This window comes from Gluconacetobacter sacchari (assembly GCF_014174255.1).
GTDB lineage: Bacteria > Pseudomonadota > Alphaproteobacteria > Acetobacterales > Acetobacteraceae > Gluconacetobacter > Gluconacetobacter sacchari.
Genome location: NZ_JABEQJ010000040.1, coordinates 1 through 25,123 on the forward strand (window position 1 = coordinate 1; position 25,123 = coordinate 25,123).

22 protein-coding genes and 3 pseudogenes are annotated in these 25,123 nt (G+C 63.7%); 16 read left to right on the forward strand and 9 right to left on the reverse strand.

The window, feature by feature from the left end:
* Positions 1–135: 135 nt before the first annotated feature.
* Positions 136–1,641: pseudogene (locus HLH48_RS20370) on the forward strand (ISL3 family transposase); the annotation flags it as partial.
* A 25-nt stretch (positions 1,642–1,666) separates the two neighbouring features.
* Positions 1,667–1,834 (forward strand): annotated as a pseudogene (locus tag HLH48_RS20375) (IS481 family transposase); the annotation flags it as partial.
* Between the two features lie 341 nt (positions 1,835–2,175).
* Here the strand turns inward: HLH48_RS20375 and HLH48_RS20380 are convergent.
* Positions 2,176–5,595: a DEAD/DEAH box helicase gene (locus HLH48_RS20380; RefSeq protein WP_182999311.1), complete on the reverse strand. Its 3,420-nt coding sequence runs from the start codon at positions 5,593–5,595 to the stop codon at positions 2,176–2,178.
* 86 nt (positions 5,596–5,681) lie between these two features.
* Between HLH48_RS20380 and HLH48_RS23845 the strand changes: the two are divergent.
* The 4 genes and pseudogenes from HLH48_RS23845 to HLH48_RS20395 all read left to right on the forward strand — a co-directional run.
* Positions 5,682–5,921 (forward strand): annotated as a pseudogene (locus tag HLH48_RS23845) (IS21 family transposase); the annotation flags it as partial.
* Positions 5,908–6,108, forward strand: coding sequence for a hypothetical protein (locus tag HLH48_RS23850; RefSeq protein WP_408871474.1), 201 nt, complete (start codon positions 5,908–5,910; stop codon positions 6,106–6,108). The pseudogene HLH48_RS23845 and the gene HLH48_RS23850, both read left to right, overlap by 14 nt.
* Entirely contained in the window at positions 6,108–6,908 is an 801-nt protein-coding gene (istB, locus tag HLH48_RS20390; RefSeq protein WP_182999312.1) for an IS21-like element helper ATPase IstB, read from the forward strand. Before HLH48_RS23850 ends, istB begins: the two co-directional genes overlap by 1 nt.
* Before the next feature lie 276 nt (positions 6,909–7,184).
* Complete coding sequence (locus HLH48_RS20395; RefSeq protein WP_182999313.1) at positions 7,185–7,667, forward strand: Hsp20 family protein; 483 nt, start codon at positions 7,185–7,187, stop codon at positions 7,665–7,667.
* A 465-nt stretch (positions 7,668–8,132) separates the two neighbouring features.
* On the opposite strand, the gene HLH48_RS20400 is transcribed toward HLH48_RS20395, so the two are convergent.
* Positions 8,133–8,690, reverse strand: a complete 558-nt coding sequence (locus HLH48_RS20400; protein WP_182999314.1) for a phosphate-starvation-inducible PsiE family protein — start codon at positions 8,688–8,690, stop codon at positions 8,133–8,135.
* Between the two features lie 81 nt (positions 8,691–8,771).
* Here HLH48_RS20400 and HLH48_RS20405 point away from each other — a divergent pair, with 81 nt between their 5' ends.
* Entirely contained in the window at positions 8,772–8,960 is a 189-nt protein-coding gene (locus HLH48_RS20405; RefSeq protein ID WP_182999315.1) for a hypothetical protein, read from the forward strand.
* Positions 8,961–9,005: 45 nt separating this feature from the next.
* Here HLH48_RS20405 and HLH48_RS20410 read toward each other — a convergent pair whose 3' ends face one another.
* The 5 genes from HLH48_RS20410 to HLH48_RS20425 all read right to left on the reverse strand — a co-directional run bounded on the left by HLH48_RS20410 (position 9,006) and on the right by HLH48_RS20425 (position 13,492).
* Complete coding sequence (locus tag HLH48_RS20410; protein ID WP_246387608.1) at positions 9,006–9,350, reverse strand: hypothetical protein; 345 nt, start codon at positions 9,348–9,350, stop codon at positions 9,006–9,008.
* 1,407 nt (positions 9,351–10,757) lie between these two features.
* The gene (locus HLH48_RS20415; RefSeq protein WP_182999317.1) at positions 10,758–11,330 is read right to left on the reverse strand and encodes a hypothetical protein; all 573 of its coding nucleotides are present in this window, start codon (positions 11,328–11,330) and stop codon (positions 10,758–10,760) included.
* 136 nt (positions 11,331–11,466) lie between these two features.
* Positions 11,467–12,390: an NAD-dependent epimerase/dehydratase family protein gene (locus tag HLH48_RS20420; RefSeq protein WP_264813445.1), complete on the reverse strand. Its 924-nt coding sequence runs from the start codon at positions 12,388–12,390 to the stop codon at positions 11,467–11,469.
* Entirely contained in the window at positions 12,318–12,476 is a 159-nt protein-coding gene (locus HLH48_RS23615) for a hypothetical protein (protein ID WP_264813448.1), read from the reverse strand. Before HLH48_RS23615 ends, HLH48_RS20420 begins: the two co-directional genes overlap by 73 nt.
* Before the next feature lie 188 nt (positions 12,477–12,664).
* On the reverse strand, positions 12,665–13,492 hold the full coding sequence (locus tag HLH48_RS20425) for an NAD-dependent protein deacetylase (RefSeq protein WP_182999319.1): 828 nt from the start codon (positions 13,490–13,492) through the stop codon (positions 12,665–12,667).
* Positions 13,493–13,663: 171 nt separating this feature from the next.
* Between HLH48_RS20425 and HLH48_RS20430 the strand changes: the two genes are divergently transcribed.
* The 3 genes from HLH48_RS20430 to ligD are packed head-to-tail and all read left to right on the forward strand — an operon-like array spanning position 13,664 to position 17,429.
* On the forward strand, positions 13,664–14,071 hold the full coding sequence (locus HLH48_RS20430; RefSeq protein WP_182999320.1) for a hypothetical protein: 408 nt from the start codon (positions 13,664–13,666) through the stop codon (positions 14,069–14,071).
* A 28-nt stretch (positions 14,072–14,099) separates the two neighbouring features.
* Positions 14,100–14,960 (forward strand): non-homologous end joining protein Ku, encoded by an 861-nt coding sequence (gene ku, locus HLH48_RS20435; RefSeq protein ID WP_182999321.1) that lies wholly within the window; start codon positions 14,100–14,102, stop codon positions 14,958–14,960.
* Between the two features lie 3 nt (positions 14,961–14,963).
* Positions 14,964–17,429 (forward strand): DNA ligase D, encoded by a 2,466-nt coding sequence (gene ligD / locus HLH48_RS20440; RefSeq protein WP_182999322.1) that lies wholly within the window; start codon positions 14,964–14,966, stop codon positions 17,427–17,429.
* On the opposite strand, the gene ku (HLH48_RS20445) is transcribed toward ligD, so the two are convergent.
* Positions 17,426–18,226: a non-homologous end joining protein Ku gene (gene ku / locus HLH48_RS20445; protein ID WP_182999323.1), complete on the reverse strand. Its 801-nt coding sequence runs from the start codon at positions 18,224–18,226 to the stop codon at positions 17,426–17,428. The genes ligD and ku (HLH48_RS20445) overlap by 4 nt on opposite strands.
* 77 nt (positions 18,227–18,303) lie before the next feature.
* On the opposite strand from ku (HLH48_RS20445), the gene HLH48_RS20450 reads away from it, so the two are divergent.
* Complete coding sequence (locus tag HLH48_RS20450; protein WP_182999324.1) at positions 18,304–18,612, forward strand: DUF3175 domain-containing protein; 309 nt, start codon at positions 18,304–18,306, stop codon at positions 18,610–18,612.
* A 27-nt stretch (positions 18,613–18,639) separates the two neighbouring features.
* Here HLH48_RS20450 and HLH48_RS20455 read toward each other — a convergent pair whose 3' ends face one another.
* On the reverse strand, positions 18,640–18,945 hold the full coding sequence (locus HLH48_RS20455) for a plasmid stabilization protein (RefSeq protein ID WP_182999325.1): 306 nt from the start codon (positions 18,943–18,945) through the stop codon (positions 18,640–18,642).
* Positions 18,946–19,421: 476 nt separating this feature from the next.
* On the opposite strand from HLH48_RS20455, the gene HLH48_RS20460 reads away from it, so the two are divergent.
* Genes HLH48_RS20460 through HLH48_RS20480 form a run of 5 tightly spaced genes read left to right on the forward strand, consistent with a single transcriptional unit; the run spans position 19,422 to position 25,107 of the window.
* On the forward strand, positions 19,422–21,554 hold the full coding sequence (locus tag HLH48_RS20460) for a catalase (RefSeq protein ID WP_182999326.1): 2,133 nt from the start codon (positions 19,422–19,424) through the stop codon (positions 21,552–21,554).
* Positions 21,551–22,651: a glycosyltransferase gene (locus HLH48_RS20465; RefSeq protein ID WP_182999327.1), complete on the forward strand. Its 1,101-nt coding sequence runs from the start codon at positions 21,551–21,553 to the stop codon at positions 22,649–22,651. Before HLH48_RS20460 ends, HLH48_RS20465 begins: the two co-directional genes overlap by 4 nt.
* Complete coding sequence (locus HLH48_RS20470; RefSeq protein WP_182999328.1) at positions 22,648–23,790, forward strand: acyl-CoA dehydrogenase family protein; 1,143 nt, start codon at positions 22,648–22,650, stop codon at positions 23,788–23,790. Before HLH48_RS20465 ends, HLH48_RS20470 begins: the two co-directional genes overlap by 4 nt.
* The gene (locus HLH48_RS20475; protein WP_182999329.1) at positions 23,784–24,533 is read left to right on the forward strand and encodes a PIG-L deacetylase family protein; all 750 of its coding nucleotides are present in this window, start codon (positions 23,784–23,786) and stop codon (positions 24,531–24,533) included. The genes HLH48_RS20470 and HLH48_RS20475 overlap by 7 nt, the downstream gene beginning before the upstream one ends.
* Positions 24,517–25,107 (forward strand): class I SAM-dependent DNA methyltransferase, encoded by a 591-nt coding sequence (locus HLH48_RS20480; protein ID WP_182999330.1) that lies wholly within the window; start codon positions 24,517–24,519, stop codon positions 25,105–25,107. The genes HLH48_RS20475 and HLH48_RS20480 overlap by 17 nt, the downstream gene beginning before the upstream one ends.
* Positions 25,108–25,123 lie beyond the last annotated feature (16 nt).

The following is a 25,123-nucleotide window of genomic DNA, read 5'->3' on the forward strand; positions in this document are numbered from 1 at the left end:
CAACGACCACAAGGTCAACCGTCTCCATGAATTGTTGCCGTGGAATTGGCATCCCATGGCAGAACTTCAAAAACAGGCCGCGTGATCATGCGGTCTTGAGCGGCCGGTTACACGAAATCCCGTTGTCATGGAGCAGCCTGTCCCGATTGTGGGACAGTGTCGCATCGACGTCACAGCCATTATGTTCGCAAGCTTGCTGACATGCCGGCGCATGGACGCCGTGTTTCCCTGTCGATGACGGTGCGACGTTTTCGTTGCACCGACAAAGGATGTCAGCGCCGAACCTTCGTCGAACCATTGGGGGAATTCGCGACTCCCTACGCGCGGCAGACGTGTCGGCTGGCGGACCTCCACACCTACGTAGCCCACGCGCTGGGCGGGAGTGCAGGTGCCCGTATGGCGGCGCGCCTGTGCTGTCCCATCAGCGCCGACACGCTGATACGGCGCATCGTCAGGATGGCAGCGGTCGCCGGCCGGCCTGAAACGCCCCGCGTGCTCGGTGTCGACGACTGGGCCTGGCGGCGTGGCCGACACTATGGCACCATTCTCGTGGACCTCGAACGAAACAGGGTGGTCGATCTTCTGGCCGACCGGCAGGGGGACACTCTCGCGGCGTGGCTCCGCGATCATCCCGGTATCGAGATTGTCGCCCGTGATCGCGCAGGGGCTTATGCCGACGGCATTCGGCAGGGCGCCCCGGCCGCCATTCAGGTCGCAGATCGCTGGCATCTGATCCGCAATCTTCATGATGCGTTCCTGACCGTCGTCGACCGGCACGCCGCTCTGGCCAGGCGCATCATGGCCGATATCACGAATGAGGTCTCCCCGGTCGGACAGCCGGTCGACGCAGGAATGGTGAGCGATCCGGGCGAGACTGGGCCCGTTGCGTCCAGTCAGGCCCGTCAGGGACAGCGTGAAGAGCAATACCGGCAGGCGGCCGCCATGCGGGCGAAGGGACAGACGATCAGCCGTATCGCACAGACAATTGGCGCGGAACGCAAGACCGTCCGGCGGTGGTTGCGACAGGGTCACCCCTCGACGTGGCAGCGTCGCATTTTTCGGCCCGGCATCATGACCCCCTACGCCACCTTTCTCGATCGACGCCTGAAGGAAGGATGTCACAATGCCGCCCGTCTGCATCGTGAAATCACCGCCATGGGGTTCTCCGGTCGATATGGAAGCGTCCGGGACTGGGTCTTGTCGAGACGATCCACGGCAGGTGCATCTCATCCGGTGCCGATCAAACCCGTGCCCATGGGTAGAAACCTGGCTCGGATGCTCACGACCGAAACTAGCAACCGGTCAGATATGGACGTCCTGTTTATCCAGCGCCTGATGACGGCCGCGCCGGTGCTGGCGCAAGCCACGGTCTGGGTAAGAGACATGCAGGATCTCTTTACCAGAAAATCACAGGCACCCCTGGAAACCCTTCTCGAAGCGGGGGAAAGAACGCCTCTATCCCGTTTTGTAACTGGCCTGCGGCGAGACCTTTCCGCCGTTCAGGCCGCACTGCACCACCCCTGGACCACCAGTCCCGTCGAAGGGCAGATCAGCCGCCTCAAGATGATCAAGCGCACCATGTTCGGTCGGGCAGGCTTCAAACTCCTCCGCGCCCGTGTCATGCACGCAAAGTGCGGATGAACCCAGATCTCAGTGAAAATTAACAAATCGTCCCCATACCGCGTTGGCTGGCGCATCACCGATCGATCGCGTCATCGCATTGATGGATCGAACACCGCTACGCGAGGAGATCGAAGCCGCCTTTGATCCAGCAAGCGAACGAATCCGACATAGCAATTATCGTCTCGACCAGGCTCTCGCAACAGTGAAATGATCTCTCCAGACCCTACAATTGAAGCGTCTCTCGTCACACCATGGACAACCAGCCCGGTTGAAGGACAGATCAGCCGACTGAAAATGATCAAGCGCACCATGTTCGGAAGAGCAGGTTTCGAACTCCTCAGAGCTCGTGTCCTCCAGCCCGCATAATCAAAATATCATCACGAAAAGTGCGGAAGAACCCATATCTCAGTGAAAATTAACAGGGCGGTGCCATTCGTAGGGTGAATCAAATTCCAGCACCTTCCGCAAGCCCTTCGCTGCCAACCCCGTGAGCAGTTACATTTCAGGAGTTCTATTGCTTTTCTGATGCTGTCAAACACTGCGCTGCCTGCTTCATCCTAGGAGAAACGCAATGTCGTCCTCACTGAGCGCGGCCGGGGTCGCGGCATTTTCGGACCACAACGCTTCCGCGAACGCCGCTTTGCGCTCTTGAAGGATCAGGATTTTCTCCTCGATCGTGTCTCGCGCGATCAGGCGATAGACGAAGACCTTTTTTGTCTGCCCTAGCCGATGCGCGCGATCGATGGCCTGGGCCTCGATCGCCGGATTCCACCATGGGTCGTAGAGGATCACGGTGTCGGCCGCCGTGAGATTGAGGCCGGTGCCCCCCGCCTTGAGGCTGACGAGGATCAGAGGTACTTCGCCCGACTGGAACCGATTGACCGGCGTGCGGCGGTCTTTTGTCGAACCCGTCAATTCGGTCCATGCGATGTCCATGCGCGCGAGAGCAGGTTTGATGAGATCGAGCATGGTGGTGAACTGGCTGAACACGATGATCCGGCGACCTTGCGTCAGCATGTCGCCCAGCATCTCCAAAAGCCGCGTGAGCTTCGCCGAGGGCGCCGGCTGGCCTCCTTTTCGCGTAATGGCTTTCTCGCCGAGCAGACGGGGGTCACAACAGACCTGTCGCAACCGGGTCAGCGCCGTGAGCACGACGATCTGAGCGCGCATCAATCCGACCCGTTCGATCTCCTCCCGGACCTGTTTTTGCATGAGCAGGCGCTGGCTTTCATGCAGTGCCCTTTGCGCCGGTTCGAGTTCGATGGCGACGGACAGGACGGATTTTCGTGGCAGATCAGGCGCCACCAGATCCTTGGTCCGGCGCAGCAGGAACGGACGAAGGGTACGCGCCAGTCGGGCACGGATTTCCGGATCGCCGTGTTTCTCGATGGGCGTGCGGAACTGTTTCCCGAACGATTTCGTCGTGCCGAGAAGGCCAGGTGCAATCAGGTCGAACAACGCCCAGGCATCCGTCAGGCGGTTCTCGATCGGCGTCCCAGTCAAGGCAAGACGGCGCTCGGCCTTGAGAGCGCGGGCGGTCGCATGGCCGTTGGTAGCCGGGTTTTTCAGCGTGTGTGCCTCGTCGAACACCACGAGGCTGAACGGTTCCGGTGTCAATGCGTCCCGGTCACGGATCAGCAGCGGATAGGTGGTGAGCACGATATCGTGGCTCGCGATCTCGGCGTGCAGGCCGTGACGCTCCGCACCATGCAAGATGAGGATGCTCAGTGTCGGCGCAAAGCGCGCGATTTCAGCCTGCCAGTTCGGGAGAACGGAGGTCGGGGCCACGACCAGAACCGGCGGCGCGTCCGGCGTTTCGCACCGTCGTACAGCGATATGCGCGAGAGCCTGGACCGTCTTGCCAAGCCCCATATCATCGGCCAGCAAGCCACCCAAACCGCCACGCGCAAGAGCCTCCAGCCAGTCAAGCCCGGTTTGCTGATAGGGCCGCAGGGTCGCCAAGAATCCGGGCGGCAGCGGTGTCGGCGGAAACCGCAGCGATGTGAGTTCACGTGCCAGCTTTCGGAGCATCTCCGCGCCACGGAGCGTGCCGAGTGTCTGGTCCAACGCCGCCAGAAGTCCAAGATCGTGGCTTGCCACTCCCGGTTTGCCGGCACTGTTGTCGGTGGTCGACAGCAGGAGCAGTGCACGCAGGATGGGCAGGAGCTTCGCGAGTTCGACGGGTGCGACGCGCCCGTCGTCCAGAGGGATCGGGACGATTATGTCCGGCGGCGGGTCGTCGGTTTCAAGAAATGCCATGACCTCCTCCGCGTCCATCCGGGCCAGCATCCGGCGCAAAGCAGGAACCAGGTCGATCCGTTTGCCGTCAACATTGGCACCGAGCCGCATATCGAACCAATCGATCCCTGAGGGAACGAGATCGGCTTCGATCTTCTCTGGGGCAATCTCAGCCAGTTTGAGAGGGAAATTTCTCGCGGTCTCGACCTTCCAGCCGGCCTTTCGGAGGATGGCGATGTCGCGAATGACGAAAGAGGCGAAATCGGAGGCGGTGGCTGGAACGGCAGGTGCGAAATCCCATTGCTGCTTTTCTGAAGGCAGGGCGCCTTCGAACGTATCGAGCGGCAGGAGGCCAAACTCGAGCAGACGTTCCTCCGCCTTTTGTTCCGCGGTGTCGTCTCGCATGATGCGCAGGAACCGATCATCTTCCCGAACGAGCAGGGCATGGCCCGCCGTACGCGCGTCGACGATTGTGTCGCGATACGCGAAGGACAAACGCGAGACGGCGCAATCCACTTTCTGCGCAGATGTATGATAATAACCCCGGCGCGCGTTCCGGAGTTTTACCTTGTCCATGGTGATCAGCACGGTCGGTACCGGGACGATATCGCGGCGCTCGTGGATCTCCGGTGGTGGCGGCGGCGGTATCATGGCCGGCGCGAGTGCATGCCATTGTCGTGCGACGTCCGCCACGTCGCCAGGCGCGATGGGCGGCAGGCGGAGAATCTGCCCGGCCAGCGCGGACGAAAGCCCGAATTCGACCGGATGTACCGCGCCGCTTGTCGGGTCGATCAGGACGGGTGGCGCGACCAGACCAGTGATTGTGTCCGCCGATAGTCCATCGGCGGCAAGGCCGATACAGGCCCGGCCCTCCCCATCGTGTTTCCAGACGGGGCGCGCCGGGACCGGTTCGAGCAGCAGCATTGTCGGTCCATGCACCGATCCCCACCGCGCGCGCCCAGTCGCGATCAGGCGTAACAGAATAGCGTAACCGCCGGCCAACGCCAGGCCGCCATCCATGTCGACATTGAACGGACGGGTATGCATTTGCTGCACCAATGCCCGGTCCGTGGCGGTGATGCCGTCGGAAGCCGCGCGGTCTTGCGTAAGCTGATCGATCTGCCAGAGCGTCAATATCGTGCCTTCTCCCCGAGAAGGTTCGCCGTTCGGGTTCAATTGTACGAGTCGCGCCGATACGGCCAGTTTCTTCTGCCGGGCTTGGGGGGTATCGGCGGACGCGTTCTTGCCGGGCTTCTTTCCTCGCTCGCCGCCGAGCGGCTGGACGATGTAAAGGACGGTGGGATTTCCAGCGGTGGGTCGTTGCGGCTCCAGGAGTGGGCGCATCGTCTCGAACCAATGTGCCACGTCGGCGGGAAGGACCGTATTTTGTCGTGTCGGCACAGGAGTGGCGGACCGGAGCGCTGGAAGGGCGTTCGGAGGCCCTTCGGCCTGCGGTGCTTTCATAGCTGCGAATAGTGTCGCGGCGACGTGCTTGCATCCGGTGCCGATCGGGCAACTGCATTTCGATGTAATGGTTTCTCGGCCTGTAAAGCGGATCGACACGTCGTACGGGGTGCGCGCGCTGCCGGCGACACGCGCCGTGATCGTGCCGTCCGCCAAGTTGGCCTTCAGGGCGGATACCCGGCCTTGTCGGGCATAGGCTAGGCCCGCCTGCCCCATCCGTTCGGTCTGTGTCGCTGTGTCCAACGTGATGTCGGTGATCTCATGCCGCATCAGAATACAATATCATCCGAGGACGCGAGCGTCAGCCGCCAGGGAACCCAGCACTACCACGATCGGCTTTTGATGTCAGGCGAAGTGAGAGGAGGGCGATCGCGTATCGGCAGCCTGAGCGGCGGTCGGCGTTCGACGGTCTGGACGACTGGCTTCGGGAGGGGTTTTTCCGGCACGACGGCAATGCCGACGTGATCCGCCAGGAACTGGCGAGCGAGCACGGGATCGTCATTGGGCTTCGCTCGGTCGAGTTGAAGGTCCGGCCGTGGCGGCGGGAGCGTGCAGGTCGTGGTGCTGGGCGGGCGCGTCGTCGTGCGTCATGCCGGGCAGGTCGTGGCGGATCATTCGCTTTGCGCGGGACGCCGGCAGCGGATCGTCGATCGGTCCCATCTCGCCGGCCTGGTTGGCGGACCGGCCGAGGCGCGCCCGCCGCGTGCAGGATTACCGTCCCCATTGCCCGACCTGCTCCGGCCGCTGGCCGAATATGAGGCTGTCGCGGGAGGGACCTGGTGATGGCGGGCATGGATCATGAGGCCCTGGTCGGGATGCTGGACCGGCTCAAGCTGACGGCGATCCGCGACCAGCTGGACACGCTGCTCGACGAGGCGGCGCGCTCGGACATGACGTTACGCGAGGCACTGGCATTCCTGGTCGGGCGCGAGATCGCGCGACGCGACGAGCGCCGCATCGCCATGGCGAGCAAGATGGCGCAGTTCCCGTTCGTGCGGGAACTCGACGGCTTTGAGTTCGACGCCCAGCCGTCCCTCGATCCCCGGCAGGTCCGCGATCTGGCCGAGTGCCGCTGGGTCGCGCACGGCGATACGATCTTGCTGCTGGGGCCGCCGGGAACGGGGAAGACGCATCTGGCCGTGGCGCTCGGGCGCGAGGCGATCCGGCGAAACTACAGCGTGCAGTTCGTCACCGCCGCGACATTGGTCGCCATGCTGGCCAAGGCGCATGCGGACGGCGCGCTGGACAAGCAACTGGCGCTCCTATCGCGACCGAAGCTGCTGATCATCGACGAACTGGGCTATCTGCCGTTCGAAGCCAACGCCGCGCATCTGTTTTTCCAGCTCGTCTCAAGGCGCTACGAGCGCGGCTCGATCCTGCTGACCTCCAATCGCTCGGTCGGAGAATGGGGCGAGGTCTTCGGCGACCCGGTGGTGGCCACCGCCATCCTGGACCGCCTGCTGCACCATTCCACCGTGATCACCATCCGCGGCGACAGCTACCGCCTGCGGGAGAAACGACGCTCCGGCCTTCTGCAGAAGGCCGGAGCGTCCATCAGGGAAGTCGAGACAACCACATCATGAGGGGGGCAGTTCCTCGTTTCGCCAAAGGGGTCAGTTCTTCAATTCGTTTGACACGATGCTCGTGAAATGGGCATGGGTCCGTCTCACTCGCGAAGACGCGCAGGCAATGAAAACGCGAACGATAGAGGACGCCCAAACCTGCCTTTCTGCATTTTTGATGCCTCTTGACACCATGCACGGAGTTCCCAGATTGAATTTGCCGGCCGCCGAAGGGGTCGGCAGACAGAACTATCAGTTTTGATCTTGTGTCCATGTTGCTCAAAGGAGGATATGGCTATGAGAGCCACCGTTGATTTTGCTCCCCTGTTCCGTTCGAGCGTGGGTTTTGACAGAATGCTCAATGCCCTTGATCTCGCCAGCCGGATTCCGACGGTCGATAACTGGCCGCCTTACGATATCGTCAAGACCGGTGAGGATGATTACCGGATCGACATGGCGGTTGCCGGACTTGCCGAGAACGACCTTACGATCACACAGGAGCGCAATACTCTTGTCGTGACAGGACGAAAGGCGCCGGAGCCGCAAAGCGCCGCCGAATATCTCCATCGGGGTATTGCGGGCAGAGAATTCGAACGCCGCTTCGATCTGGCCGAGCATATGAAAGTCACCGATGCGCACTTCGAGAACGGACTTCTGTCCATTACCCTGAAACGTGAGATACCCGAAGCTATGAAGCCGCGTCGTATCGCGATTACGTCCTCTACAACACGTGCGGAGGAAGCCGTGCCCCAGATCGAGGCGCGGAAAGAGGCAGCCTGATGGCGTGACGAAAACTCTCCCCCGGCCATTCATCCGGCCGGGGGAGAATCTCGAAAGGTCATGAGCATGAAGAGGATGAAAATATCTCTGTCGTGCGCTGCTCTGAGCTTGTCTCTACTGAGCCAGTCGGGCGCACATGCTGGTGATATTGTCCGGACGGCTGCAACATCGTTCGATGCGAGGGCGACTGAGGGAACGTCCACAATCCCCAAAACCGGGGCTCGCACTCATTACGAAGACGGCACAGGTGATATGCTGGTCGACAGCTTGAACGCAAGCCAGTTGGATCAGAACTACAAGGGGCCGGTCTATTATCCCGGACAACCCATTCCGCCGTTCCGGCCCATCGACACAGATCATCTGGCACCGTCAGGGCCAGAGACGGCGAAGAAGACGTCCTCATCGCACGGGACGTAGTGGGGATTGAGTAAAGGCGGCGTTATAGACCGCCTTTACCTCGATTCTTCAGGATGAAGACCGTTCAGGCTCACAGCGGGCCGCAGGATTATCTTCGAGATGCGCCTGTGCCCTGGCATCGCGCGCGACACGCGCATCCTGCTCGCGGACCAGCCAGTAGACGATGCCCAGCGCCAGAACAGCCGCCGAGAGAGCGAACAGTTCCATGGCAGTCACATCATGCAGATCCAGCAGGATGAATTTGCGGGCAATCGCCAGGAGGGCGATCAGGACGATGGTCCGCACCCGGATGACGTTCTCATGCTGGGCAAGAACGACCAGCAGGGAGTGTTTGAACTCAAGAGCGATGATAACAGTAAAGATCGCGCCAAAAATCGCCTGGAAGATCGTCTGGTTGATCGGATCGATTCCGACATCGACGACCAGATGCCATACCGCGCCGATCAGATGAATCGTCGCGATGGCGGTGACCAGCATGATGAGCGCAATCAGGGTCAGAATGATCGCCTGTTCAAAACGCTCGTAGAATGTCAGGCCCCTGAACAGCTTGATGAAGCGGGACCAGTCCCTGCTCTGCCAGGAACGTTTCATGGAGAGGTCTTCCATAGCCGTTTTCCAATCTATTAATTGCGTTATAGTTCCCACGTCCTGGGTCTGGTTTTTCTTTTAGCGATGGAGAATGTCCCCATGCAGGACACGTTACGGATCATGGGCGCTCACCGCCCGTTCGAACCGCCTCCTCTTCCTTCTCGGGAGAAGGAACAGCGCCCGCGTCCGGCGCCTGACGAAGAGGAGCCACCAATTGATCCGGACAAGGAAGGACTGGTCGAACCGCTCGATCCCTCGGATGTGGATGCGAACTCCCATGCGGATTGAATCAGTCTCCGGAAGGGCTCGTGGCCCTTCCGGCGCACATCCGGGTCAGAGCCGGTGCCAGCGTGGCAGACGACAGGACAATGTTCTGGCATGGTCTCGCACGGCCTTTGGCAAGGCCGATGTCAGCTGGTTTTCGAGGTCTCCCAACGACCAGCCCAAGGCCTTGGCCATGTGCGTGCGGTCAGCGACAGGCAGGAGTTTTCGGACCACGGCGACGGTCGTCGCTTCCGGGTCTGACGCGGTTCTCCAGCGAGAAACCCGATCGTAAATCCGGTGGTCGGCCGCCCGACGCATGAGGCCGTCATATCCCTGTTTTTTTTCCTGGTCGCCGAGATAGTCGGCCAGCAGGACCGCCAGCTCTGTACCGATCTGAACGGTCGGAAGCGACATAATTCTGTTCGGCCTGTCCGTGTGAAGAGTCATGATGTAGTCCTCAGGCCGGGGCGCGTGTCGCCCGATGTCAGAGCCGTCGCATCCAGAGGGCTGACGCTCAAGCCCGAAACAGTGGCGGTGACGTCGACATGCACGGACCCGAACAGATGCAGGAGAGCGGCCTGAGGCGTATAAGCGCCCTTGACGGCTGCGGAGGTCCGGCCGTCCATAAGGATCGGGTCGACAAGGACCGGGCACCCTGACTGGCGGCCTAATATCTCAATGGCGCGGGCCAGTGGCATGGATGGAATGTTCACCGGCTGCTTTTCTGTCTCGCACGACAGCACATCATGCGGCGCATGAGCCGATGCCGGCGAGGCCATTCCGACCAGCAGCGTGAGGACGAGACCGACAGCGACGTGTGGTCTCTCCCTCTGCCGAAGGCGCCGAGGTTGCTTGGCTGTCCGTTCCGCTCGCTCCGTCTCTCCCGCGGAATGCGACCAAACTGGCCGCATTGTCCCGAGTGAACGGGGCACGAGGGGATGGTTATTCCAATAGTGCTGAAGCGCCTTCAGGTTGAGAAAATGGATAAAACTCGACATCTCCCTGTTCTCGCTGCTTTTGACGTCATCTTCAGAAACGCGGGACCTCCGCTGGAAGGCCCCGCTCCACCCTCTCATTCCTGCGGTCGTTCCAGGGAAGATGGCATTTCCGCTCGGAGAAGGCGTTTCTGATCTACCCGGCGCGGTCGGTGCCTTACGCGGCGACCGAAACTGGCGGTGCGGCTCTTGCCCGTAGGGGGAGACGGAACGCGAGATCAGACGCCAGGGGATCACACCCGGCAGGGGCGATCGCGCCCGCCTGGACCAGACGTTCCAGCGTGGCGCGAAGTCTGATCCCCGGTATACCGGTATGGGCCACCAGAGACGTCAGCGTCACGCCACGTCCGTCATGACCGAGGCGGCGGAGCACGGAGAGGACACGCGGAGCTAGCGGATCGTCTCCGAAAAGGAGGCGCGTTACCATGATACGCCTCCCTCCAGTCGGTTGCGCCATCTCCGGGCGGCTGTGCGCAGGGAGCGGCGATAGCGGGAACAAAGTCCTTTCAGCGTCGACATCCACATCCTCCGATTAAAGCAACATGGATTCCAGTTGTCTGGCTCACAGAGCCTATGCCGGACCCGATGGCGTCCGGCGAAAGCAAGATTGGAAGAGATGCTTGCCTCGTCAAGGGGGCACGAAATGCAGATCTTTTTTATGAATAATTTTATTATTTATATTTGTATTTATTTTTTGTGGCGGTGTTGTGGACGGAAATTACAGGGATTTTGTTGATATTCGTTAACCATCATGGCGATGATCGCAGAAAATCAATATATTTTCCTTCTATGATGGTGGCCCGGGGTTTTCCGGCCACCACCTGTTTTAGAGAGCGCTTCCAGTGCGTCCGTTTGTCGGGACTTCCGTCCGCGTCTCGACGGCGGGCGTCAGAGCCGTGGAACCAGTCTTTTGACCTCCGGGATCGTCAACTGCCATCGGCGCGGGGAGCGTCGCACAGGACTTGCTTCCGGTGCGTGACACATGAACGATTGGCGCCGCCTGACCGTTTGATGTGATCGTGATCGTCTGCGTACAGGCGGTGGGTCCACCGGTGCTGACCGCCTCGAAACGCTGCCAGGACATGCTCTGTTTCGGGAGGTCATGACCAACAGCCGAAACGGCGCGCAGGACGCCGTCCAGCCGCGAGCCCAATGTCCGATCGACCGCCTCCATGAGAGCCATATTGCGTGCCATCATGCGATCAACGGCCTCGAACATGTCGATATCAGACATTGCCGCTGTCGTCGCGATGCCCTGGACCGGGACCAGGATACCGACCTGGTGTCCCCGTGCATCAACGACGCGCAACGTATCCTGAGCCTGCGCAGGCAGGGCAGCCGCGCCGCAGGCCAGTGTAGCAACATAGGCGCCAGCCTGAATCATACGAGAAAAATGCATTTTGGAAGCCTCCGTGTCTGTTAAGCAGTGTCGGACGACGGCAGGAATATGGGCTGGGTAAATAGCGCCAGCAAGAGGTGGAGGAAGACTGCATTGATCGTCTGATCCGGGTATGAGCGTGTATCGTGAAAGGGCCTCAAACGGCTCCGACCGCGATCAGGCTACGCGCGCAATCGGCAATCGTCTCTTCCAGCGACCGGGCCTTCCAGCCGAGAACGGACTGTGCCTTCGCCGAGGAATAGGTATATCTGTGCCCGAGATAGCCGTTCATCGCGCCGAGATCGCGATCGAAGAGGCCCACCAGACGCAGCACGAAATCCGGTAAGGCGCGCGTCGGAACCTTGGCTGCCTCCAGACCGAGACGGGCTTTCAGGATTCCGGCAATGTCCGCTATCCATGCGAATTCGCCCGCGCCGATGAATCTCCGCCCAGCCGCCGCCGGGCTGGTCATGGCGCGCAGATGCAGATCGGCGAGGTCGCGCACGTCGACGAAATCGAAGCCCAAGCATGGCAGTCCCGGCACCTTGCCCGCCAGCAATCGCTGGACGAGCCCGATGGACGGCGAAAAGTCGCGTCCGAGCACCGGTCCCAGAATGACCGACGGATTAACGACGGCCAGCGTGGTCGCCCCGCCCTCCGCGCCGATGATCTCCCATGCCGTGCGCTCGGCGATCGTCTTCGAGCGCGTATAGGCGTCCACACCGGGGGCATCAGGATCGGTCCACACGGTCTCGTCGCATTCGCAGTCCGGGCCGCCGACCCTGCGGCTTGCCGCCGCCACGGAGGACGTCATCACCACACGTTCCGCGCCCGCGCGGATCGCGGCCCGCATCACGCGCGCCGCGCCGTCGCGGGCCGGTCCGATCAGCTCGTCCGGGTCTTTCGGCGCCCGCACCAGCACCGGCGAGGCGACATGAAGGACATAGCGCACACCCTCTGCTGCCGCGTCCCAGCCTGCGTCGGCGGTCAGGTCGGCGGGAACGACGTTCAGGCGGTCGCCGGGGCGGCACGGACCAGACCATCCGCGCTCTCCTGCGCGAGGCCGCCGATCTGTTTCCAGATGCCATCCTGACCGCCGAAGGTCATGGTGCCGAGGCAGAGTTCCGAGACCAGGAGGCCGGTGCGGCCGAGCGGATTGTATTGCATGGGACGAGCCTCCGCGAAAAAAGACGGGCCGCGTGACGTGGCGCGGCGGCATGGTGCCGCCCGGGAGGGATATCGCGGTAGGAAACTCCCATCGCTTTCTTGCCCGATACGATCAGAAAAGGCGACCGCGTCTCGCGCGCCCGTGATCGCTTCGCCCTGGGCCGCCCGCCGCGGCGACGGGATCGCGATCAGAGCAGGAATGCCAGTGCTTTCGCGCAGGGTCGGGCAACCTTGAAGGCGAACAGTGAATCAGCCCGTGTGCGGCCCAGGGTGACGGCCCCTATGGGCTTGCCAGCCTCCGCGGCCCTCTGCACGAAGCGGTATCCGGACGGCACCATGAGCGACGAGCCGACGACCAGCACCGCATCAGCGGCCGCCAGATGATCCAGGGCCAGTGCCTTCCGCGCCGCGGGCACATCCTCACCAAAGAAGACGACATCGGGTTTGAGGATCCCGCCACAATGACGGCAATCCGGCACCCTGAAGGTGGAAAACGCCTCCCCGTCCAGGTCGGCATCGCCGTCCGGTGCCGCCGCCGCGTCGCGCTGCGCCCATGCCGGATTCAGCGCCGTCAGTCGGCTTTGCAAATCCAGGCGCGCGGTCTGGCGTGCGCATCGCATGCAGCGTACCTGATCGATCCGGCCATGCAGATCGATCACGCGCGTACTGCCGGCGGCCTGGTGAAGCCCGTCCACGTTCTGCGTCAGAACCAGTTCCACCGTGCCCCTGGCTTCCAGCCGGGCCAACGCGCGGTGGGCATCGTTCGGACGGGCTTGTTCAAGATGGCGCCAGCCGATCAGGCTGCGCGCCCAATAGCGTTGACGATCGGCACCATCTCCCATGAAGGCCTGCCACGTGATCGGCCGCGCCCGCTTCCAGTCGCCATTGACGTCACGATAATCCTGTATCCCTGACTCGGTGCTGCACCCCGCGCCCGTCAGCACCAGAAGCCGTCGATGCTCATGGACGAATGTTTCCAGGATTTCATGTTCTGCCGTTGTCTGCGGTCTCGTCATGTGCAGGCTCATGGATACGCGCCCTGTCGTTTCGCCACGCCCGAGCGTATCGCAAGATGGGGCATTGCGCGACGGGCGCGGTACTGCCCGGCGTGGAGCGATGGAAACCCGAAAACGACTATCCCGTTGAAAGGAACGATGCGGTCGCCGTTCGGAGTAGGGAGAAAGAGTGTGGCAACCATTCACGAGCAGGTTCAGCGGCTTCGGTCCGATCTCGAAACACTGGGGACTGATCTTCTACAGGCGGACGAGGCCCTGCGCAGCGAGTTCAAGTCATGGGGCGCGAAGAGCGGCGCGAAGGCTCTCCGCAAGACCGCCAAGCGCCTTCAGGATCTCGGTGATGTCGCCGTGACCCAGGCGAACGACCTGAACACGAAGATCCTGGAAAAAGTCGGAGATTCGAAAGAGCGCGCGCAGCAGGTCTCGACCCTTCTGGGCGAAACCGCCTCCAGACTCGAACGCGGCGACCTGATGGTGGCGTCGGGCGGGGTAAGCCGCAAGCTGGTGGGTGTGATCTGCGGGGTCGCCGCTTTCCTGACCGTGGTCACGCTCATAAAGAAAATGCGCCGCAAACGGTAGCGTTTCCGGCCGAAGCAAGGATGCCGCCATGGCCCCCCGAGCAAGCTGGAAGGGCGCCCTGACGATCGGAGCGCTGACTTGCCCGGTCGCACTTTTCGCGGCGGTTTCGACGTCCGAGCGGATTGCCCTGCACCTGATCAACCGCGCGACGGGCAATCGCGTGCATCGGCGCTATGTCGATAGCGAGACCGGTGACGAGGTCGGGCGCGACGATCTGGTCAAAGGCTACGAGACGAAGGACGGCGCGTTCGTGCTGCTCGACCTCGAAGAGGTCGCGGCGGCCGTGCCCGACAGCGACAAGACACTCGCGGTGTCCACCTTCATCCGGTGCGGAGAGATCGACGATGTCTATCTGGACCGCCCCTATTATCTGGCCCCGGCGGGGCCGGCGGCAATACAGGCCCTTGCGTTGATCCGCGAGAGCCTCGATCGACGGAAGGTCGCGGCGCTGGCCCGCACGGTCCTGTTTCGTCGGGTGCGGACGCTGCTCATCCGGGCCTGCGACGGCATCCTGATCGCGACGACGCTGAATTTTGATGACGAGGTCCGCTCGTCCCGAGATGCGTTCAAGGACATTCCCGGTCACGACCTGCCACGGGAAATGCACGATCTGGCGGCCCATATCATCGAGACGAGGAAAGGCCATTTCGATCCTTCGACGTTCGAAGACCGGTACGAGGCGGCCCTTGCCGCGCTGGTCGAGGCCAAACGGCAGGGAAAGAAGCCCGCGTCGCCGTCCCGCCCGGCCGAAGGCAGGATCATCAGCCTGATGGATGCCCTGCGCGAGAGCGCCGGCACGGTACGGGGCGCGACGGCCGCGCGGGTTCCGCGGGTGAAGACGTCCGGCGCGCGGGGACGCTCCGCGCATGGCCGCCGCAGGGCAAGCTGATCCATGGTACTGGAGGCCTACCGCCGGAAGCGTGATTTCACGCGGACCCACGAGCCACCGGGCAAAGCCGCGCCGGTCGCGGGCCATCGCTTCGTCGTCCAGAAGCATGACGCACGGCGCCTGCATTACGATTTTCGTCTGGAACTGCACGGCGTCCTGAAAAGCTGGGCGGTGACCAGGGGGCCCAGTCTGGTAGCGGGCGAGAAGCGCCTGGCGGTTCATGTCGAGGACCACCCGTTGGATTATGGTGATTTCGAAGGCACGATCCCCCAGGGCCAATATGGCGGCGGGACGGTGGCCGTGTGGGACCGAGGGACCTGGACGCCGCTGGGGGATGCCGAGACAGGCCTGGCCAAGGGGCATCTCGATTTCGAACTGCACGGGGAGAAACTCGCCGGACGCTGGCATCTGGTACGGATGAAAACGAGGGCGAACGACAGGCGCGACAACTGGCTGCTGATCAAAGGCGACGATGACGCAGCCCGTGGCGCCGCCGACCCCGACATCCTCGTGGCGCGGCCGGAATCGGTCAAGACGGGTCGGACGATCGCGGAAATCGCGGACGGCGCCTCGGGCAAGGCGCCCGACGCGCCGGCGGAACGGGTCAGGGGCGCAAAGCCCGGCGATCTGCCCGCCTTCGTCGCGCCCGCATTGGCTACCCTGGTGACCAGTCCGCCGACGGGCCGGCGCTGGATTCATGAAATCAAGTTCGACGGCTATCGGCTGGAGGCCAGAATCGCGCAGGGCGCGGTCAAGCTCCTGACGCGCGGCGGCCTGGACTGGACCGCGAAATTCGGCGATGCCGTCCGCGACGCGCTGGCGGCGCTGCCGGTCGGGACGGCCCTGATCGACGGCGAACTGGTGGTCGAAATCCACTCGGGCGGCAGCGATTTCTCGGCATTGCAGGCCGATCTCAGCGATGGCCGGGCAGACCGCTTCATCTTCTACGCCTTTGACCTGCTGTACCTGGACGGGGAAGATCTTCGCGCGGCGCGCTTGTCCGACCGCAAGGCGGCTCTTCGCCGCATCATGCCGCGGGCGCCCGGCCGCCTGCGGTTCAGCGAGCATTTTGATGAGGACGGTCCACTGGTCCTGCGGCATGCCTGCGGCCTCGGGCTGGAAGGCGTCATCTCCAAACAGGCGGATGCCCCCTATCGCTCGGGCCGGGGCAGGATCTGGCTCAAATCGAAATGCGCCATGCGGCAGGAATTCGTCATTGGCGGCTATGTGCCGTCGACCTCGGGCGGCGCGCGTGTGGGCGCGCTGGTGCTCGGCGTGCATGACACGCAGGGGCTTCGCTATGTCGGGCGCGTCGGCACCGGGTTTTCGACCCGGATGGCCGAAGACCTGTTTCGTGCGCTCGCCTCCATCGGCACAACCGTCAGCCCCTTCGCGGACCGGCTTGCCGCCAGGGAGGCGCGCGGTATCCGCTATGTGCGTCCCGAATGCGTGGCAGAGGTGGCGTTCCGGGCCTGGACGGCGGATGGCAGGCTTCGCCATGCATCCTTTCGGGGAATCCGCGACGACAAGCCAGCGACGGAGATCGTGCGAGAAATGCCTGTTCCTCAAACGCCTCCACCCGCCCGATCGGCGACGGAGCGCAAGCGCACCGTCGCGCTGACCCATCCGGACCGCGTTTACTGGCCGGATGCCGGGGTCACCAAGGAAGGATTGGCCGATTATTACGCCGCCCTGTGGCCACGGATGGCGCCGTTCATCGTCGATCGGCCGCTGGCGCTGCTGCGCTGCCCGGAAGGCATGACGGGGCCGCGATTCTTCCAGAAGAATGTCTGGAAGGGCATGAATGCCCACATCCGGGCATTGGACGACCCGGCCGATGAGGCGGGCGATCATCTGATCGGTATCCACGATCTCGATGGCCTGATGGGGCTGGTGCAATCGGCGGCGCTGGAGATTCACCCCTGGGGCGCGTCTTGCCGGGATTGGGAGAGACCGGACCAGTTGGTCATGGACCTCGATCCCGGTGACGGCGTGCCGTGGGAGCAGGTGATCGACGCGGCGCAGGCAGTACGCGCGCGCCTGCAAACCTCCGGCCTGACGGCATTCGTCAAGACCTCCGGCGGCAAGGGGCTGCATGTCGTGGCACCCTTGAAGCCCGTGGCGGAGTGGGAGGCGGTCAAGGCCTTCTCAAAAAATCTGGCGCAAACCTTGGCCGCCGACCGCCCGGATCGCTTTATCGCGACCATCACCAAATCGAAGCGTCGGGGGAAAATCCTGCTCGATTACCTGCGTAATCAACGGGGCGCGACCTCGGTGGCGCCCTACTCGACGCGCGCGCGCGCCGGCGCCCCCGTGTCGATGCCGCTGGCCTGGGACGAGTTGGGGGCGATCACCGGGTCGGCACAGTTCACGGTCGGCAATGCCGCCGCCCGCATCGCGTCGCTCCGCACCGACCCATGGGAGGAATTTCATGCGGCCCGCCATCCGCTCGCATCCGCGACAGGCTAGGATTTCAGGTCTTTCGCCGATGATTTCAGGCTGGCCTTCAGCGCGTCCATGATATTTACGACAGGCTGGTCCGGCGCCGGCGGGGTCGATTTGGCCGGCTTTTTCCGCGCGCGTTTTTTGGCATCGATAATCGCCTGAAGGTGCGCCTCTACGGGGTCCTGGATCATCTCCGGGCTCCAAGGCCGGAGACGTTCGCTTATCAGCGTATCGAGCGGGACGAGATCCGGCCGCTGCGGTTCGGGCGCTTTTTCCGTCGGCGGATAATCCGGCGGATCGCGCACCTCATCCCCATAGCGGAGCGTCCAGACCACGATTCCCTTGCCGCGCGGCTCCAGCAGAACGGCATGTTCCCGCCGATACAGCACCAGTCTGGCGATGCCGACGGTGCCCGTATCGTGCATGGCGTCACGTATGACGGCGAATGCTTCCTCGCCCACCGCCTCGTCCGGCACCAGGTAATGGGGGGTATCGTACCAGAGCCAGCCAATGTCCCCGATATCAACGAAGCGCTCGATATCGATGGTGCGGGTGCTCTCAAGGGCGACGGCATCCAGTTCGTCATCTTCCAGCAGGACGAACCGATCGCCGCCGCGCGGAAAGCCTTTCACGAGATCGTCGTCCGCGACCGCCCGGCCGGTCACGGCATCAACATATTGAACCACCACGCGATGGCCGGTCTTCCGGTTCATCATATGGAAGTGGATGCGATCCGTCTCGGTCGTGGCTGGTGTCATCGACACGGCACAGGTCACGAGGGAAAGTTTCAGATGCCCCGTCCAGAACGGCCTGGGTGCCATTGATCCGTCCTCCGCACGTCACATGTCCAGAACGGCCACCGACAATGCCCCATCTCCACTCACGGAAGGAGCCGTTCATGACCGGCATGAAGACCGTCCGCGATCGCGCGAGGACGAAACGCTGGTCGGGAGAGGTCACCCGCCATAGCGACGCCCTCGATATCGAGCCCGATCTCTTCAAATCCGCAGATCCACACCATATAGCGGAGTCCCTGAAACATTCGGCCGAGACCAGCACACGGCGCAAGACCACGCCGTTTCGCTCGGCCATGTCGATGCTGGTGTTCTACATCAACCGTGCCGGGCGCTCGCTGTCTCCCGAAAGGCGCGACGTTCTCGGTCGGGCCAAGCAGGAACTCCGCCGGGTGTTCGGGCGCCCGGGCTGAGCCAACATGTTCACGGATGCGCGTATCCTACGCTTTCGCGCTCTTTCGCCGGGTTTCCGCGGCCTTCTTTGCCGATGCCGAGCGTTCCTCGGCCGGGCGATGGGCGGAGGCCGCGCCACCCAGATGGCCGCCCTTGCGCGACGGCTCATGCGTGACGTCATGCCCTCGGCCGGAACCGCTTTTCTTGCCGCCACCGGTCTCCTTGTTGACGGTGGCCCAGGCCCTGCGCTCGGCTTCCTCCTCGCCCACGCCGCGCTGGGCATAGCTTTGCTCGATATGTTCGGCCTGTCTTTTCTGCTTGTCCGTATAGGCGGATTTATCTCCACGCGGCATGGTTCCGCTCCTTCGCCGTCAGTCTCGCGCCCGAAGGGCGCGGGCGTTCGCTTCCGATGACAAGATGGAGCAGCGCAGAAGGTTTTCCAGTGCATATCACAAAGATGACAGACGATCGATCGCATTGCCGATCCCAGCTTCGCTATGCATGGAAACAGGGTGGGGGCCGCGACCCGGCATGTTCAACTCAGCCCGGATCCCGCCGGAATATGAAAATCAACCGCGTTTGATCTCGATTTTTATCATACATTTACTTTGTATTTTCATCAGTGAATTGACATGGATATTAATTAAATTCTAACAATTATTGTATTTTTGAAATAAATATTGCAAAGATAAAATTTTTTGTCTGATATAATTTCGGAACCTCTCCTCGTGCCGTGCGTAGCAGGAAGATGGTGTCGGGCGCGGACGATCGATCTCCCGAACGGGCGCTCCCGATGCCCCGTCTGCAATCGCGGCGAGGAAAAGAAAACATGTCCACCAAGGCGAAGAAATCCGGAGATAAGGCGGGGACGGCCCCCGGGACGAGCGGCGAAGCACATCCCGGCGCGGGCGGCGAGACGCACCAGGTGGCGGGTGGCGACGTGGCGACGCTGACGACCGCGCAGGGCGCGCCTGTCGCCGACGACCAGAACACGCTGCGCTACGGACCGCGCGGCCCCGCGCTGATGGAGGATTTCCATTTTCGCGAGAAGATCTTCCATTTCGACCATGAACGCATCCCCGAACGCGTGGTCCATGCCCGGGGCTATGGCGCGCATGGCTATTTCGAGCTGACCGACAGCCTTCAGGACGTGACGCGCGCCGATATCTTCCAGCGCGTCGGCGAGCGCACGCCGGCCTTCGTGCGTTTTTCGACCGTCGCGGGCGCCAAGGGCTCGTTCGACCTGGCGCGCGACGTGCGCGGCTTCGCGGTCAAGTTTTACACGCAGGAAGGCAACTGGGACTTGGTCGGCAACAATATCCCGGTCTTCTTCATCCAGGACGCCATCAAGTTTCCGGACATGGTCCATGCCGTCAAGCCGGCGCCCGATCGCGATTTTCCGCAGGCGCAGTCGGCCCATGACAATTTCTGGGACTTCGTCTCGCTGACGCCGGAAAGTTTCCACATGATCATGTGGGTGATGTCGGACCGGGCGATTCCGCGTTCCTTCCGCTTCATGGAGGGGTTCGGCGTCCATACATTCCGCTTTCTCGATGCGAGGAACCGCTCGACGTTCGTCAAGTTCCATTGGAAACCGAAGATGCGGCTGCAATCGGTGGTGTGGAACGAAGCGGTCAAGATCAACGGTGCCGATCCGGACTTCCACCGCCGCGACCTGTGGGACGCGATCACCAGCGGCGATTTTCCCGAGTGGGAACTGGGCGTGCAGCTTTTCGACGACGCTTTCGCCGAGAAATTCGCGTTCGACGTGCTGGATCCCACCAAACTGATTCCCGAGGAAGAAATTCCGGTGCGGATCGTCGGCAGGCTGGTGCTGGACCGCGTGGTCGATAATTTCTTCGCCGAGACCGAGCAGGTGGCCTTCTGCACCCAGAACGTGCCCCCCGGTATCGATTTTTCGAATGATCCGCTGCTCCAGGGCCGTAATTTCTCCTATCTCGATACGCAGGTGAAGCGGCTGGGCAGCCCCAATTTCACCCATATCCCCATCAATGCCCCCAAATGCCCGATGGCGCATTTCCAGCAGGACGGGCACATGGCGATGCGCAACCCGATCGGCCGCGCCAATTACGAACCCAATAGCTGGGGCGCTGCGGGTGGCCCGCGCGAAGACCCGATACGGGGTTTCCGCAGTTTCGCGGCCGAGGAAACCGGCCCCAAGGTCCGCCTCCGGCCGGAGAGTTTCGCCGACCATTACAGCCAGGCCCGGCAATTCGTCATCAGCCAGACCCCGATCGAACGGAAGCATATCGGCGACGCCATCACCTTCGAACTCAGCAAGGTCGAACGCCCCGAAATCCGCGCGCGCGTCGTCTCGCATCTGCGCCATGTCGATGAGGATCTGGCCCGGACCGTCGCGAACGGGCTGGGACTGAAACTGCCCGAACCGGCCAAGGCGGCACGGCCCGTGATCGCCGATCTGCCGCCCTCGGACGCGCTGAGCATCGTCAGGAACGGCCCCGACAGCTTTGCCGGGCGCAAGTTCGGTATCCTGCTGACCGATGGCGCGGACGCGGCGCTGTTCGACGCCCTGGTCACGGCGGCGGAGACGGAAAATGCCGTCTATGCCATCGTCGCGCCGAAGATCGGCGGCGTCACGTTGTCCGACGGCCGGGCGGTCGCGGCGCAGCAGAAGATCGATGGCGGCCCGTCCGTGTTGTTCGATGCCGTGGCGGTCATCGCCTCGCCGGACGGGGCGGCCCTGCTTGCCGGCGACGCGGCGGCCAGGGATTTCGTCACCGATGCCTTTGCCCATTGCAAATTCATCGGGTACACGCCGGAAGCGAACGCGCTGTTCGCCAGGGCCGGCCTCGCCGACGATCTCGACGATGCCTGCATCCTTATGGAAACGGCGGATGATGTCGAAGATTTCGTCGCGTCGTGCCGCGCGCTCCGCTTCTGGGACCGTGAATCGAAGGTCGATCTCGATGCCGGGGCATGACGACGGTGCGGCCCGCCTACGCCATTGCCATTCCGGCGCGTGATGAGGAGGCGCGTGTCGTCGCCTGCCTGGAAGCGTGCCGGATCGCCATGGCGCGCTGGCCCCGGCCGGGGGTTATCGCGCTTCTGGTCAATAACAGCCGCGACCACACCGTTGCCCGCGCCATGGCATGGGCCAGGACAACGGGCGGCGCGCTCCGGCTGGCGGAGCGGCATTTTCCCGACGAGGCCGCTCATGCCGGTACCGCGCGTCGCGCGTCCTTCGATTTTGCGCGTGCCCAGCTCGGGTCTCATGGTTTCCTGCTGACGACGGACGCGGATTCCCGGCCCGACCCGGAGTGGATCGGCGCCAGCCTGGCCCCGCTGGAGGCCGGCCGGGCGGCGATGGTGTGCGGTGCCATGGAACTCGACCCGGCGGAATTCGCGCGCCTGCCGTCATGGGCGACCGATCGGGGCGCGGTCGAGGATCGCTATCGCCGCACGGCGCTGGAACTCGCCAGCCTGCTGGATCCGGATCCGCTCAATCCATGGCCCTTTCACGGCACGATATCGGGCGCCAACCTCGCAATGTCGGCGGCCGCCTACGATCGGATCGGGGGGGCCCCCATCTTGCCCCATGGCGAGGATCGCGCGCTGGTCCGCCGCTTTCTGGACCATGACCTGCCTGTCTTCTACAGCGATGCCTCGCGCGTCGTGACCTCGTGCCGGCTGGAGGGACGGGCGCCGGGCGGCATGGCGGACACGATCGCCTCCCGGCTCGCCGGCGGGCCGCATTGGTGCGACGAGGCCCTGGAGCCCGCGCGGCAGACAGAATTCCGGGCGCGTGCGCGTGCGCGGCTTCGCCAGGCGTTTCGGGAGCCCCGGCAACGGGACGAGGCTCTGGCGCTGGCGGGACTGTCCGTCGAACAGCGCCGGCAGGCGCCCTTTTTCACCGGCTTCGGCGCTTTATGGGCATTTGTCGAAACCATCAGCCCGCGTCTCGCCCGGCACCGGATGTCGTGGGACGAAATGGCGGCGGAACTGCCGCGTCTGGAAAGGCTGCGCGACGACGCGGCCGCCGCGCGCACGCGGGCCAGGCCGGCCGGGGAAATCGCATGACCCCCACTCGCGCCGCCGCCACGCAAGCCGCATCGTGCCATGAGCCAGCCGGACGGGACGCGCTGATGCGGTGGCTGGCGGAGCGCGCCGACGGCATCGAGACCGATCCCGCGTCCCTCGCGCCCGAGATCGCGGCGATAGGGCGGGCCGGCCTGCTGGCCGCCTGCCTGTCCATCGCCGAAGGCGGGCAGGATCTGGGGCTGCGCGCGGAAACCGCGATCGACGCGTTCGACTGGTTGCGGCGGATGGGCCGGGCGAATCTATCGGTCGCCCGGCTGTTCGAGGGCCATATGAACGCGGCGAAGCTGCTGCATCTCTACGGGGGCCAGGCCCAGCGAACGCGTGTCGCGCAGGCGGTCCGGCAGGGTGCCCTGCTTGGCGTGTGGGGGGCCGACGGCGCGCGTCCGCTTCGATGCGCCACCATCGACGGCCGCCACCGGCTGGATGGCGAGAAGATCTTCGCGTCGGGCCTGGGGCTGGTACGGTTCGCCGTCGTGACCCTGCGCGACGACGATGACGACGGGTCCTCCCGGCTGGCCCTGGTCGATGTGTCCGATCCCGGGCGCCAGGATCCGTCGGCATGGAAGGCGTCGGGGATGCGGGCCACATGCTCGGGCCGTTTCGATTTCACCGGGCTGGAGATCGATGCCGGCCACCATGTTGGCCAGCCGGGAGCATATGCGTGCGAGCCGCATTTCGAGGGCGGAACCTGGCGCTATTGCGCGGCCCAACTGGGGGGCGCCGAGGCATTGGTCGATCTGTGGCGCGCGCGCCTCGCCGATATGGGCCGGCTGGAGGATCCGATGCAATCGATGCGGTACGCGCGCGCGGTCTCGCTGTGCCGTGCGATGGCCAGCCTGCTGCGCGAGACCTGCCAGATGGTCGAAACAGCCGCGTCCGGCCGCGCGGCGGCTATCGACGAAGCGGTCGCCGCCGCCCTGCTGGCCCGCGAGTTCGTCGAGGAAAGCTGTGCCGAGATCCTGCATCTGGCCGAGAAATCGCTGGGCACCGCCGCCTATGTCTCGGGCACGGCGATCGAGCGCGTCAGGCGCGATCTGTCGCTCTTTCTGCGCCAGGCAAACCCGGACGGCAAACTGCTCAAGGCAGGCCGGCTGCTGGCCGCGATACCGCCATGGTGACGCCTTTTGCCGAGGGCGCGATCGTCCGGGCCGGAAAGCGGGCCCGGTCCATCGATATCGCCACCCTGGCCGGCCCGGGCAACGTGCTGGTGCTGACACCGCATCCCGACGACGAATCGCTGGGCTGCGGCGCCGCCATCGCGGCGGCCAGCCGCGCCGGCAGGGACGTCCTGGTGGTCGCCCTGACCGATGGCGGCCTGTCGCACCCCCATTCGCGGCTCTTCCCGCATGACAGGCTGGTCGCGCTGCGCCGGGCGGAACTGATCGAGGCGACGGGCATTCTGACCCGGGGCACCGGCGACACCATCATGCTCGGCTTTCCCGACCAGGGTGCGCCCGACTCCCCGGCCGATCGCGCGGCGGTGCGGAACCGGCTGCTGCACCTGATCGAGGAACGGAACGTCAGCGCCCTGTGGACGACATGGGAGAAGGACCCGCATCCCGATCATCGGCGCGCCGCCCGGATCGCCCGCCAGGTCGCCTCCGCCAGGCCCGCGCTCAGGCTCTGGCGCTACCCGGTCTGGGGCCGGTTCATCGAGGACGCGCCGGGTGCCGGCGATGCCCTGTACCGCTTCGATGGCGCAGCCTACCGGTCCGAAAAGCGCGCGGCCATCGGCGCGCATCGTTCGCAGATGACGGCGCTGATCCCCGACGACCCCGACGGGTTCGTCATGGATGCGCGCGCGCGCCGCCATTTCATCGACAGTCCGGAATTGTTCATCGGTCATGGCGCGCATGTCTGAGCGCGCCGCGCGGTTCGACAGGCTCTATGCGGGCGACATCGACCCATGGAATTTCCGCGTGTCGGCATATGAGAAGGAAAAATATCGCGCGACCGTCGCGGTCCTGCCGCGATCGCGCTACGCCGTCGCGATCGAGGCCGGCTGTTCGATCGGCGAGCTGACCCGCCTTCTTTCCCATCGCTGCGACCGTGTGATCGGCATCGACGTCTCCTCGGTCGCGCTGGCGGAAGCGGCGCGACGCAACGCCGATCGGCCCAACATCGCATTTCATCGCGGCGAACTGCCGGACGCATGGCCCGCCGACCATCCTGTCGACCTGCTCGTCCTCTCGGAAGTCCTGTATTTCCTGTCACCGGAGGAAATCGATGGCCTCGCGGAACGTGTCGCGGCGAGCTGGCGCCGGGGCGGGCACTGCGTGCTGGTCAATTACCTCGGTCCGACGGCGGAAAGGCTGCAAGGCGATGAAGCCGCCGATCTTTTCATCGGGTCGATGGCAGCGCGGGCCGGGCTTCGATGCTATGTCGGGCTCGTGAAAGGCCTCTACCGGCTCGATCTCCTGACCCGTTACCCATAGGCCGGCGGCAAGGCCC